At 57.4% G+C, this 10648-nt stretch carries 15 protein-coding genes; 11 read left to right on the forward strand and 4 right to left on the reverse strand.

From position 1 onward, the window contains the following. Positions 1–332: 332 nt before the first annotated feature. From PIB16_RS26450 to PIB16_RS26490, 9 genes are all read left to right on the forward strand, one after another. On the forward strand, positions 333–740 hold the full coding sequence (locus tag PIB16_RS26450; protein ID WP_078051580.1) for a low affinity iron permease family protein: 408 nt from the start codon (positions 333–335) through the stop codon (positions 738–740). A gap of 104 nt (positions 741–844) precedes the next feature. Next, complete coding sequence (locus PIB16_RS26455; RefSeq protein ID WP_080856785.1) at positions 845–1462, forward strand: flavodoxin family protein; 618 nt, start codon at positions 845–847, stop codon at positions 1460–1462. Between the two features lie 267 nt (positions 1463–1729). Continuing rightward, positions 1730–2047, forward strand: coding sequence for a PepSY domain-containing protein (locus PIB16_RS26460; protein ID WP_003520643.1), 318 nt, complete (start codon positions 1730–1732; stop codon positions 2045–2047). Between the two features lie 27 nt (positions 2048–2074). Further along, positions 2075–2683 carry a general stress protein gene (locus PIB16_RS26465; RefSeq protein WP_271046669.1) on the forward strand — a complete coding sequence of 203 codons (609 nt, stop codon included), beginning with the start codon at positions 2075–2077 and terminating at the stop codon, positions 2681–2683. Positions 2684–2751: 68 nt separating this feature from the next. After that, positions 2752–4896 carry a catalase C gene (gene catE, locus PIB16_RS26470; protein WP_271046670.1) on the forward strand — a complete coding sequence of 715 codons (2145 nt, stop codon included), beginning with the start codon at positions 2752–2754 and terminating at the stop codon, positions 4894–4896. A gap of 42 nt (positions 4897–4938) precedes the next feature. Continuing rightward, the gene (locus PIB16_RS26475; RefSeq protein WP_003520646.1) at positions 4939–5439 is read left to right on the forward strand and encodes a YciE/YciF ferroxidase family protein; all 501 of its coding nucleotides are present in this window, start codon (positions 4939–4941) and stop codon (positions 5437–5439) included. A 75-nt stretch (positions 5440–5514) separates the two neighbouring features. After that, the gene (locus tag PIB16_RS26480; RefSeq protein WP_065656240.1) at positions 5515–6174 is read left to right on the forward strand and encodes a DUF6766 family protein; all 660 of its coding nucleotides are present in this window, start codon (positions 5515–5517) and stop codon (positions 6172–6174) included. A 10-nt stretch (positions 6175–6184) separates the two neighbouring features. Further along, the gene (locus PIB16_RS26485; protein WP_271046671.1) at positions 6185–6808 is read left to right on the forward strand and encodes a cysteine hydrolase family protein; all 624 of its coding nucleotides are present in this window, start codon (positions 6185–6187) and stop codon (positions 6806–6808) included. Between the two features lie 117 nt (positions 6809–6925). Then, complete coding sequence (locus tag PIB16_RS26490) at positions 6926–7123, forward strand: hypothetical protein (RefSeq protein WP_125145399.1); 198 nt, start codon at positions 6926–6928, stop codon at positions 7121–7123. A 21-nt stretch (positions 7124–7144) separates the two neighbouring features. Here the strand turns inward: PIB16_RS26490 and PIB16_RS26495 are convergent, their stop codons facing one another. Beyond that, entirely contained in the window at positions 7145–7375 is a 231-nt protein-coding gene (locus PIB16_RS26495) for a hypothetical protein (protein WP_003520650.1), read from the reverse strand. 151 nt (positions 7376–7526) lie between these two features. On the opposite strand from PIB16_RS26495, the gene PIB16_RS26500 reads away from it, so the two are divergent. After that, complete coding sequence (locus PIB16_RS26500) at positions 7527–7694, forward strand: hypothetical protein (RefSeq protein WP_223215549.1); 168 nt, start codon at positions 7527–7529, stop codon at positions 7692–7694. A gap of 146 nt (positions 7695–7840) precedes the next feature. Beyond that, positions 7841–8365, forward strand: a complete 525-nt coding sequence (locus PIB16_RS26505; protein WP_078051586.1) for a sigma-70 family RNA polymerase sigma factor — start codon at positions 7841–7843, stop codon at positions 8363–8365. A gap of 475 nt (positions 8366–8840) precedes the next feature. On the opposite strand, the gene PIB16_RS26510 is transcribed toward PIB16_RS26505, so the two are convergent. The 3 genes from PIB16_RS26510 to PIB16_RS26520 form a co-directional block, all read right to left on the reverse strand. Continuing rightward, complete coding sequence (locus PIB16_RS26510) at positions 8841–9068, reverse strand: hypothetical protein (protein ID WP_065656246.1); 228 nt, start codon at positions 9066–9068, stop codon at positions 8841–8843. Positions 9069–9192: 124 nt separating this feature from the next. Beyond that, positions 9193–9975 carry a Crp/Fnr family transcriptional regulator gene (locus PIB16_RS26515; protein WP_271046672.1) on the reverse strand — a complete coding sequence of 261 codons (783 nt, stop codon included), beginning with the start codon at positions 9973–9975 and terminating at the stop codon, positions 9193–9195. 15 nt (positions 9976–9990) lie between these two features. Further along, complete coding sequence (locus PIB16_RS26520; RefSeq protein ID WP_003520657.1) at positions 9991–10350, reverse strand: hypothetical protein; 360 nt, start codon at positions 10348–10350, stop codon at positions 9991–9993. Positions 10351–10648 lie beyond the last annotated feature (298 nt).

The raw sequence follows: 10648 nt of genomic DNA on the forward strand, positions 1-10648 counted from the left end.
CAGGCTCATAACCTGAAGGCCGCAGGTTCAAATCCTGCCCCCGCAACCAATATCAAAACAAAACCCCGTGCGCCCGCGACGGGGTTTTTTGTGTTTCGGGACTTATGAAATAACGACAAGCGTTAAGCTAACTTCGTCCCGCTTTGTCCTAATGCATAAGCGAAGTTGGAGGCTGCTCACTTCCGTCTGGCCTCTAACCTCGGAACCATCTGCTTTTTCCTTTGTTAGTGCCAACCTAAATGCAGCGCACGTTGTCGAGCCGACGCTCTTAGACAATATGACAGGTGCGTTTTCGCTTCGGAATCGGCGTCAGCGGTAAGGTGCAGCACGCTATGAACAAGTTCTTCACCCTTTTTGCCAGCCGTACCGCGTCCTTTTCAGGCTCGCCCACTGCGTTTGTCGTCGCGCTTGGCACGATCATCGTCTGGGGAGTAAGCGGGCCGCTGTTTGGCTTTTCGGAGGTCTGGCAACTTGTCATCAACACGGGCACCACCATTGTCACCTTCCTCATGATTTTCCTCGTGCAGAATTCGCAGAACCGGGATTCTGCAGCGATGGAAGCAAAGCTGGACGAACTCCTGAGAGCCGTGGAGCAGGCACGCGCAGATTTTATCGGGATCGAGCATCTCACGGAAGAAGAAATCGAGGAGATTCGCGCCCGGCTGGAAAAGGAAAACGGACCTGAAGGCGAAAAGCCACCTCCGCATCACGCCATGGCGCGACTGCTTTCCCGGCGTTAGGTCAGACGGTTTGCCAGCTGGCGGCGGCCGTGGCCGTCTCCTGTCGCCGGGACATAGTCACTTACACCAACATGCGGCAAAGCCCGCTGACAGAAGGAGCTATTATGTCTCTCAAGGTCTTAGCATTGAATGCGACACTCAAGTCTTCCACCTCGGCAGAGCCGTCGTCCACCGAAAAACTGCTGACATTGATCCTTCGGGAGCTCGGCAATCATGATGTGCAAACCGAGACGATCAGGCTCGCCGATCATGACATCAAGCCTGGCGTTACATCCGATGAAGGCGAGGGGGACGCCTGGCCGGCCATCCGTGAAAAGATCGTTGCAGCCGATATTCTTCTGTTTGGAACGCCGATATGGCTCGGACAGCCCTCGAGCGTGTGCAAAAGAGCGCTGGAGCGCATGGATGCATTTCTGGACGAGACCGACGAGCAGGGGCGTATGGTTTCCTATGGGAAAGTCGCCGCGGTGGCGGTCGTCGGAAATGAAGACGGTGCTCACCATGTTTCGGCGGAACTTTTCCAGGCCCTGAATGATGTCGGCTTCACTATTCCCGCAAATGCGGTTGCCTACTGGGTGGGAGAAGCAATGGGTTCGAAGAATTTCGTCGATTTCGATGAAACGCCGGACGCCGTTAACACCATGGTCAGCATGCTTGTGCGCAACACGGTGCACCTGGCTCTGCTCCTTAAGAACAGTCAATATCCGGGCGACAAGGACTGAGGTAATCAGGGCGGCCCTGCCGGCTTTTCCGCCAAGGACGTCGTATAAAACGGCTGCTACTCCTCACCATACCCCGTCCGGCGTCGCGGGTAAGGCGATCATCATGTGAGGCGGCATTCTCCCCTGCCGATAATTATTTTCGGAACTCTCTGCATGTCGATTTGTTCGAGAGGCGTTCATGCCGGCCCGAGATGGGTTTCCCGTCTGTCGGAGGAAACTCCGAAAGGGAGGCTCGCAATCCATGATCCTAGCGGAGGAAAAATCCACATGAAGAAAACTGTTTTCGTTGTGTTGCTCTTAGGCGGCGGTGCGCTGTCGGCTTTCGCCCAGCAGACCCCAACCGCCAATCCGGGTGGCGATACGCCGGCTGTCGCGACACCGGGCGCCAATAATCCGACGGCTCCGGTGGAGGGCGCCAATAGCTTCACTGAAGCGCAGGCCAAACAGAGGATGGAAGAGGCCGGGTACACGCAGGTCAAGAACCTGACGAAGGACGACAAGGGTGTGTGGATGGCATCGGGCATGAAAGGCGGCAAGACCGTGGCCATAGCGCTCGATTATCAGGGCAACGTCGTCGCCAAGTGAGGCGCGCAGGATTTTGGGAGAAGTGACATGAGAACCGTAACCGGACTTTTCGACGACTATGACGATGCAAGTGCCGCCGTTTCCGAACTGGAAAGAGCGGGCGTGCCGTCAAGCGATATCAGCATCGTCGGCAGCAACGCCGACAGGCGGCATGGAGAGGATTCCGATTCCAACGCAGCGGAGGGCGCAGGCACAGGTGCCGGCATCGGTGCGCTTGTCGGTGGCGCGGGCGGTCTGCTGACGGGGCTGGGATTGATGGCGATCCCGGGCGTGGGGCCGGTGGTTGCAGCGGGCTGGCTTGCCGCCACAGCGGTCGGTGCAGCGGGCGGCGCCGTTGCCGGTGGCGCTGCCGGCGGGCTTATCGGAGCCATGACCCGCTCGGGCGTTTCCGAAGAGGATGCCAATCTTTACGCCGAAGGGGTTCGAAGGGGCGGTACGCTGGTCACCGCCCGCGTCGAAGATAATCTGGTGCCGGAGGCCGAGGCCGTGCTCAAGCGGCAGGGCTGGGTCGACCCCGTGGAACGCCGCGCGGCCTATCGCGAACAGGGCTGGACGGGCTTCGACGAGGCGTCGAGGCCCTTTGCGCCGGAAGATGTTGAGCAGGAGCGTAACCGGTACCGCCGCTCCGCAATTTGACGAACTCACCCGTCAGCCGGGGGCATGGTTTTGCCATCGCCTCCGGTCAACGCCTTGCAGGAGCTGACATGGCCAGAAAACCAGATTCCACCGCATCATCCGCCACCGCCACCATTCACGACCAGAAGCTTGTTCGGGGGGATGGCGGAGAACTGCACCAGACCGCGACCGGCGACGAGCCCGTGCTAACGACCGCGCAGGGCGGGCCGATTGCAGACGATCAGAATTCGCTTCGGGTCGGTTCTCGCGGGCCGCTTGTCGTGGATGATTTCCATTTTCGCGAGAAGATCTTCCACTTCGATCATGAGAGAATTCCCGAGCGCGCGGTTCACGCGCGCGGTTACGGCGCACACGGCTATTTCGAGACTTACGACTCCCTTGCCGCCCATACCAAGGCCGATCTGTTTCAGCGGGCGGGTGAAAAGACCCCGGCCTTCGTGCGGTTCTCGACCGTCGCCGGCAACAAGGGGTCGGCCGACCTTGCGCGGGATGTGCGCGGTTTTGCCGTGAAGCTCTACACCAGGGAGGGAAACTGGGACCTTGTCGGCAACAACATTCCCGTCTTCTTCATTCAGGATGCGATCAAGTTTCCGGATCTTATCCATGCCGCCAAGCAGGAGCCTGATCGCGCCTTTCCGCAAGCGCAAACCGCGCATGACACCTTTTGGGATTTCATCAGTCTCACGCCTGAAAGCATGAACATGGTCATGTGGATCATGTCGGATCGGACCATTCCGCGCTCCTTCCGGTTCATGGAAGGTTTCGGGGTTCACACCTTCCGATTCATCAACGCGAAGGAGCAATCGACCTTCGTGAAGTTTCACTGGAAGCCGAAGCTCGGATTGCAGTCGGTGGCGTGGAACGAGGCGGTCAAGATCAACGGCGCCGATCCCGATTTTCACCGGCGTGATCTTTGGGCGGCGATCCAGTCCGGCAATTTTCCGGAATGGGAGCTGCAGGTTCAGCTTTTTGATCAGGATTTCGCCGACAGCTTCGATTTCGACGTTCTCGACCCCACCAAGATCATTCCCGAGGAGATATTGGCGCCGAAACCGGTCGGCCGGCTCGTCCTCGACCGGATGCCGGACAATTTCTTTGCCGAAACCGAACAGGTGGCGTTCATGACGCAGAACGTGCCGCCGGGCATCGATTTCAGCAATGATCCGCTGCTGCAGGGCAGGAATTTTTCCTATCTCGATACGCAGCTCAAGCGTCTCGGCGGGCCGAACTTCACGCATTTGCCCATCAATGCGCCCAAGTGTCCTTTCGCGCATTTCCAGCAGGATGGCCATATGGCGATGCGCAATCCGACCGGACGGGCGAATTATCAGCCCAATTCCTTCGGGGAAGGGCCAAGAGAATCGCCGTCGCGTGGATTCCAGCATTTCCCTGCCGAGGAGCAGGGCGCCAAGGCAAGGTTGCGGCCGGAAAGTTTCGCCGATCACTATAGTCAGGCGCGCCAGTTCTACATCAGCCAGACGCCACCTGAACAACGTCATATCGCATCGGCGCTCACCTTCGAACTCAGCAAGGTGGAAACTCCCGTCATCCGTGAGCGGATGGTCGCGCATCTTCTCAATATCGACGAAACGCTTGCCGCGACGGTGGCGCAGAGGCTCGGCCTGCAAGCCATGCCGAAACCGGCGGATGCCGCCATGCCAACCCGTCAGGATCTGGAGCCGTCGCCGGCGCTCAGTATCGTTCAGCGGGGTCCCAAACGGTTCGAGGGTCGCAAGCTCGGCATTCTCATTACCGACGGCGTAGACGTCAAGCTGCTGAAGGGACTGACCAAAGCGGTCGAGGCAGAAAAAGCTGTCTTCGAGCTTATCGCGCCCAAGGTCGGCGGGGTAACGGCGTCGGACGGCACCTTCGTCGAGGCACATCACATGATTGATGGCGGGCCTTCGGTGCTTTTCGATGCGGTGGCGCTGCTGACATCGGCGGCGGCCATCGATGAGCTGATCAAGGAGGCAACTGCGCGGGATTTCGTCGCCGATGCGTTCCAGCACTGCAAATTCATTGGCTACGACCAGTCGGCGCTGCCGTTACTGGAAAAAGCGGGAATTGCCGATGTCATGGATGAAGGCATGCTGCCATTGCCGGGTGAAGGAGGACTGGCTGCCTTCGTATCAGAGCTCGGCAAACTTCGAGTCTGGGCGCGCGAACCGTCGCTCAAACTCGGCAAGGCCTCCGTGCCGGTCGATAAGCAATGAAACACCCACTCTCACTCACCACCAAGCAACAGGAGACTAAAAATGGCTGAGAAGACATTGGAAGACCTTTTCCTCGATACGGTGAAGGATATTTATTTCGCGGAACGCCAGATTCTCAAGGCGCTTCCGAAAATGGCGCGGGCTGCGCAGTCAGCGGATTTAAAGGCGGCATTCGAAAAGCACAGGGACGAGACCGAGGTCCACGTGGAGCGATTGCAGAATGTCTTCGAGTTGCTCGGCAAGCCGGCACGCGGCAAGACCTGCGAAGCGATCCAGGGCATTATCTCGGAAGGCGAGGAAATCATGGAGGAGTTCAAGGGCTCTCCCGCGCTCGATGCCGGGCTGATTTCTTCGGCGCAGGCCGTGGAGCACTACGAGATCACCCGTTATGGCACCTTGAAGACATGGGCGGTCGAACTCGGCATGAAGGAAGCGGCCAAACTGTTCGAGCAGACGCTGGGCGAGGAAAGCGCAACGGATACGGCTCTCTCTTCGCTTGCCCAGGCACGCGCCAACGTAAAGGCTAAATCCAAGGCAGCATGAGCCGCACGCGGACGTGCCGCCGATACCGGCGGCGCGTCCAATTTTACAGTTGTCTCTTTCATGCGAGGCTGAACCATGAGGCTGTTTCGCGACAATGGATTGACGATTGTCCTTGTCCTGACTTCCCTTTTGACGATCGGTGGCATGCTTGCGACCGGCTGGGTCGTTTACAACGAGGAGCTCGCGCAGCATCAGGCGACGCCCCTGACGCTTCTTTCCTACGCAAAGAGCGGCCATTTTCTTTCCGCCCTGTTCGAAAACTGGGAGAGCGAATTTCTCCAGATGTCGGCTTATGTGATGCTGACCGCGTTTCTTTTTCAGAGAGGCTCGTCGGAATCCAAAGACCCCGATAAAGCTGCATCGCAGGACGAAGATCCCGCACAAAAAGCAGATGATCCCGAGGCGCCCTGGCCGGTGAAAGCAGGGGGATTTATCCGCACCCTCTATTCCTATTCTCTGGGATTGGCGCTGTTCTTCCTTTTCATCGTCAGTTTTGTTCTCCATCTGAAATACAGCGCTGACGCAGGGGCAGTGGAAGCCGCCATGCACGGTGAGCCCGAGACAACGCTATTTGCGCATCTGGGAAGTGTGGAATTCTGGTTTGAATCTTTTCAGAACTGGCAATCGGAGTTTCTTTCGACCGCGGTTCTCGTCATTCTCTCCATCTTCCTGCGCTTCCGCGGGTCGCCGGAATCGAAACCCGTTGCCGCTCCTCACAGCGAGACCGGCGGATAGGGAGGAGGAATTGATCGAGTTTTCTGCCGAGGGAGACTGGCGGCACCTGTGCGTCGACATGCAACGCGTTTTCGCCGAGGATACGCCATGGCATGTCGAATGGATGGACCGCATCAGCGAGGCGGTGGAGGCTGTGGTTCAAGGCGATCCCGCCCGATGCATCTTCACCTGTTTTGTGCCGCCGAAATCTGTCGAGCAGGCCGCCGGTGCATGGCGGGCCTATTATGAAAAATGGCCGATGATGACGCAGCAGTCGCTGGTCCCGGAACTGATCGGTGTTATACCAGCGCTGTCGCGCTACATACCGCCCGCCCGCATCTTTCGTAAAAGCGTGTACTCCCCCTGGCAGCATGGAGGCCTTGGCGACCTCCTGCGGGAGGAACGGGTTTCAACATTGGTGATTACCGGCGGTGAAACAGATGTCTGCGTTCTCGCCACCGTTCTGGGAGCGATAGACCAGGGTTTTTACGTCATTCTGGTCGAAGACGCGCTTTGTAGCGGAAGGGATGCGACACACGATGCGGCGTTGAAGCTGCTGTCCGGCCGTTTTTCGACGCAGTTGCAGGTGTGCGATACAGCGACCCTCCTTGCGGCGCTTCCCAGGCAATCCGCTCCGCGCTTCATGAGACCCTAATAGCGGAATTGCTTCGGGCGATTAGCGGAAGCAGCCAGCGGTCTTCACCGAAGACAAGGAACAAGGCTCCCCTAGCGAAGTTAGGCGCCTATCTTCACACGAACCGGAGGCTCCACCGTGGCCCAGACCGTTGATCACGAAACCAGCAATAGCCTCAATATCGAGGCGGCCAGTCCCAAGGTGATTAAGATCATCGTGGGGGAGCGGACGGTGCTTGAGGGCGTGCTGAACACCGGCAGCGTCTTGAGAGTGCAGACAAAGCAGGGCGCCAAGCCACAATCCATCGAACTTGCGATCGAGGACCTGGCTCGGTGAAGGTTGTGGTGTGCGACCGGATTAACCCTGGAAATTGCCGTCGCTGGTATCCCGTTCGTCGTAGTTCAAATCCCAGTCCTTCTCCGGTTTCTTGACGCCGGGCGGCAGTTTGTTGACGGTTGCGTCGTCCGAACCGGTGATAACCCTTGGCTTCGCGCTCGCCACGCCGTTGTTTTTCGAGGTTTTCTTCCCGCGCGCAAATTGCGGTTCGCTGTCCTTGTGAATTTGCTTCAGCTTGTCGTTCTTGTTCATGACGTCCTCCTTGATCCCTCCCTAACAGTTTTACAGCAGCGCTGTTCCCTCAATGCCTCAGCAAGATCGGAACCTCTCAACGACGCTGCGGTTAGAAGACCTGCAGGATAGCGGATCCGCCATTCCTGCAACCATAAGCGGAGATGAAGCGATGAGCCCACCCGACGAGGACACCCAGCCGGAGCCCGGTACGGACGATGCCCGCTCCGTCGATACTGAAGAAAGTCGCCGGGACAGGGAACAGGCGAGAAAGAACGCGGAACGCATGATCGAACAGAGGTGGCGGAGGCAACCGCCCAAGGGTGTAGATGAGGCCTGAAACCAACTGTCCTATCTAAAGCATCGCGCGCGCCTGCGCTTTTCCAATCGACGTCGTCGAAATCCTCATTGATGTCGCCATTGTACGTTGGCGTACAGCAACCAAGCGTCCGCCGAGACATTTCCCCATAGTGAAAGGATGGGAAAATGGCCAAGCACGCTGTGAGTGGAGTTTCCGGAAACACATTGAGTGAAGCGCAGCTGGAGGAGTTGCGCATCGGTATTGCGGAGCTGGCGCCGGCCCTGACGGCTTTTGCGCGTCGCTTCGTCAGAAACGAGGAGGATGTTGACGATCTCGTTCAGGAGACGATGTTGCGGGGGCTTCGGGCCCTGCATGGTTTTACCCCCGGCACGGCGCTGAAATCGTGGCTCTTCACCATTTTGCGCAACACGTTCTGCACTCGCTACAAGGTGTCGAGGCGTGAATGCGTCGGCTTGCCGGTCGGTATCGAGCAATCCATGTCTACCCCTGCCAGCCAGGAATGGCGTGTGCAGCATCAGGAGGTCATGCGGGCTATCCGCCATCTCGACAAGGACCAGAAAAAAGCTCTGCTGCTTGTGGCGGCAGGAACGAGTTATTCCGATGCCGCCGCCATCTGCGGCTGCCGGGTGGGCACAATCAAAAGCCGCGTCAACAGGGCGAGGGAGTCGCTACGTCGAAATCTGGACTGAGTGCTGGTGACAGCTAGCCGCGCGCCGCAGACAGGTGGGCGCTACCTGTCCTGCTGGTGACCTTGATGTGTCGTGTTTATCTTTATGTTTGCCTGCCTGCCGGTCTGGGTTGAAACCTTCTGTTCCTTGACGGCGGAGGTTTCTTCCGTGTTCAGACGGTCGTTGTCGCCGGGCCCTTGCTGGCTTCTGTTCTCTTCGGGAATGGGGAGTGTTTTCCTGGTCATGTTACACCTCGTCCGGCATGAGTTCGTGGAGCGACCCGAACCATGCTTGCGCAGGTTTGTTCCCCCGTCCGTCGACGCCTTTCATATTGCAGGCGAGTGACGCCACGGATGGATGAATGGGAAACCGGAACGCATCATTCCGTTCCTGGGCATGACGAGGTACGCGATTATCCGAAACCGTAGAGGAACGTCCTTTAAGGCCTCATTGAACCTGAGACCAAGCCGAACCGACAACGCGTAAGGCTGGAAAATCAGCCGACAAGCAATTTGGTTCGAAAATAGAGAGTTGCGAGCCGCTGAAGCTTCAGGGGATCGACAACGCCGCGATCATACATTTTCAGGACATAGCGGGCGACGTCTGCCCGGCACAAAGCCGGATCGCGTTCTGCGGACAGAACATTCTCGTAGGCTGCCTTAACGATGTTGATGTCTTCGTTCAGAAAAATTCCGGAACTCTGGTACTCGTGATTGGCGTGCATTTCACCTCCTTGAAACGCATCCTGCATTTCACAGCGTGAGGGAAGATGAACCCATACTATAGGGAAATGGCCAAACGTAAATGTTCGGAAGCGTACCGAACGACGATTGAGAAGGCCGTCCGGACTACCGGACCCCGCTGCTTTCGACAATGACGAGGTCGTCAAGCGGGATTTCAGACGGGTATTCGGGCAGAAAGCGGGCGAATACACGATTGCTTTCCTCTTCAGGCATGCCGTAGAGATCGCGCGCATAGTTCTCCAGCATCTCGCGGTTCCTGATCGTAATTCTCCCCCTTTCGGAACGAATGAACCCATGGCTTTCGAGAACGTGGAGGGCGTCCGTTACACTTGCGCGCCTCACGGCCAGCATGGTGGACAAAAAGTCGTGGGTCAGTGGCAGATGATTGCCTTCTATGCGGTCGTGGCACATCAGGAGCCAGCGGGCGAGCCGCTCCGTTACGGACTGGGTGGCATTGGAAGACGCCGTGTATTCCACCTGCGTTCTTGAGATGTGCAGTGCACAGACAAGAATCTCGAAAAAGACCCGATATTTTTCAAGAAGCGCTTCAAACGACCGCATGTCCATGACAAGGGCTTCGCCGGGAGCCTGTATCACGATTTCGGTCAGGTTTCTTTCCGCGCCAGCGACCGCCCCTGTCGGCACAAATCCCTCTCTCCCGACAAGTCCCGCTTCTGTTTTACGCTCCGATTTGGTGACGACCACGACGGAGGCAATGCCGGATGACAGGAAGAAAACACGCTCGACGGGCGCGCCGGCGGAAATCAATACATCGCCCAATGCGAGCTTGATGGGCTTACAGACGCCGGTTACTTCACGCCTGATGTCATCTGGCAGAAGAGAAAGCAGAAAATTCGCTTCGCCATCGCCCTCGGCTTGTTTCAACATAACACGTGCCTCGCTTTAATGTCTGATGCCCCCTCCTTGAGCCATCAAAGCGGAAACAATGTTTTCGATGTCTTCCGAACGTCCGGAGAGGACAAAAGGTCCCGGCTCGCTGTCAATAACCGTCTCTGGCACGAAAAAAAGATAAGGAATTGCCTCTTCGTCCAGTTGTTCGGTGAGACGCAGCATGACGTCCGCCTCGTAACGAACGTCAATAATCGCCGCGGCAAATTTGAGAGCGTCTTCACTTTCAATGAAGCTGGCCGAGTAGGGCCCCTCCAGGCCGATTTGGGCATGAAACCACGCCATTCGGATTTCCGATGTGACAGTATCTGTCATGCCGATGATTGCGATGGTGAGGCGTTTAACGGTCTGCATGCTTTACTCCTCGCGCACCATCGGCATGCGTGTGCCTGTTCCCCACCATAACGCCTGAGCAAGACGATTTCAGCCGCCCGGTCACTGAATTTATCAAATAAGCGCGAGGGGAGTGCTGCAATGTCAGAAATTGATCCCGAAAAAAAAGCGGCCAATACTCGAATTCGAGAGGTAATGATCTGATGTTCTAGTCACCTGGAACCAAAGTAAGCCTCATTTTGTTCAGCTTCTGTCACAAGAGCAGGAGTTTGTTTTATGGTTGGCAGGCAGGCGGACCTCGTCGTTCTGAGCGACGAGG

The sequence above is a fragment of the Agrobacterium sp. ST15.13.015 genome (assembly GCF_027871645.1).
GTDB lineage: Bacteria > Pseudomonadota > Alphaproteobacteria > Rhizobiales > Rhizobiaceae > Agrobacterium > Agrobacterium leguminum.

Excerpts from the sequence above, each read along its gene's own strand:
- PIB16_RS26465 (WP_271046669.1), top strand. The coding sequence starts at position 2,075 with ATGAGAACCGTAACCGGACTTTTCGACGACTATGACGATGCAAGTGCC.
- PIB16_RS26455 (WP_080856785.1), top strand. The coding sequence starts at position 845 with ATGTCTCTCAAGGTCTTAGCATTGAATGCGACACTCAAGTCTTCCACC.
- PIB16_RS26480 (WP_065656240.1), top strand. The coding sequence starts at position 5,515 with ATGAGGCTGTTTCGCGACAATGGATTGACGATTGTCCTTGTCCTGACT.
- PIB16_RS26500 (WP_223215549.1), top strand. The coding sequence starts at position 7,527 with ATGAGCCCACCCGACGAGGACACCCAGCCGGAGCCCGGTACGGACGAT.
- PIB16_RS26510 (WP_065656246.1), bottom strand. The coding sequence starts at position 9,068 with ATGCACGCCAATCACGAGTACCAGAGTTCCGGAATTTTTCTGAACGAA.
- PIB16_RS26460 (WP_003520643.1), top strand. The coding sequence starts at position 1,730 with ATGAAGAAAACTGTTTTCGTTGTGTTGCTCTTAGGCGGCGGTGCGCTG.
- PIB16_RS26475 (WP_003520646.1), top strand. The coding sequence starts at position 4,939 with ATGGCTGAGAAGACATTGGAAGACCTTTTCCTCGATACGGTGAAGGAT.
- catE (WP_271046670.1), top strand. The coding sequence starts at position 2,752 with ATGGCCAGAAAACCAGATTCCACCGCATCATCCGCCACCGCCACCATT.
- PIB16_RS26450 (WP_078051580.1), top strand. The coding sequence starts at position 333 with ATGAACAAGTTCTTCACCCTTTTTGCCAGCCGTACCGCGTCCTTTTCA.
- PIB16_RS26515 (WP_271046672.1), bottom strand. The coding sequence starts at position 9,975 with ATGTTGAAACAAGCCGAGGGCGATGGCGAAGCGAATTTTCTGCTTTCT.
- PIB16_RS26520 (WP_003520657.1), bottom strand. The coding sequence starts at position 10,350 with ATGCAGACCGTTAAACGCCTCACCATCGCAATCATCGGCATGACAGAT.
- PIB16_RS26495 (WP_003520650.1), bottom strand. The coding sequence starts at position 7,375 with ATGAACAAGAACGACAAGCTGAAGCAAATTCACAAGGACAGCGAACCG.
- PIB16_RS26505 (WP_078051586.1), top strand. The coding sequence starts at position 7,841 with ATGGCCAAGCACGCTGTGAGTGGAGTTTCCGGAAACACATTGAGTGAA.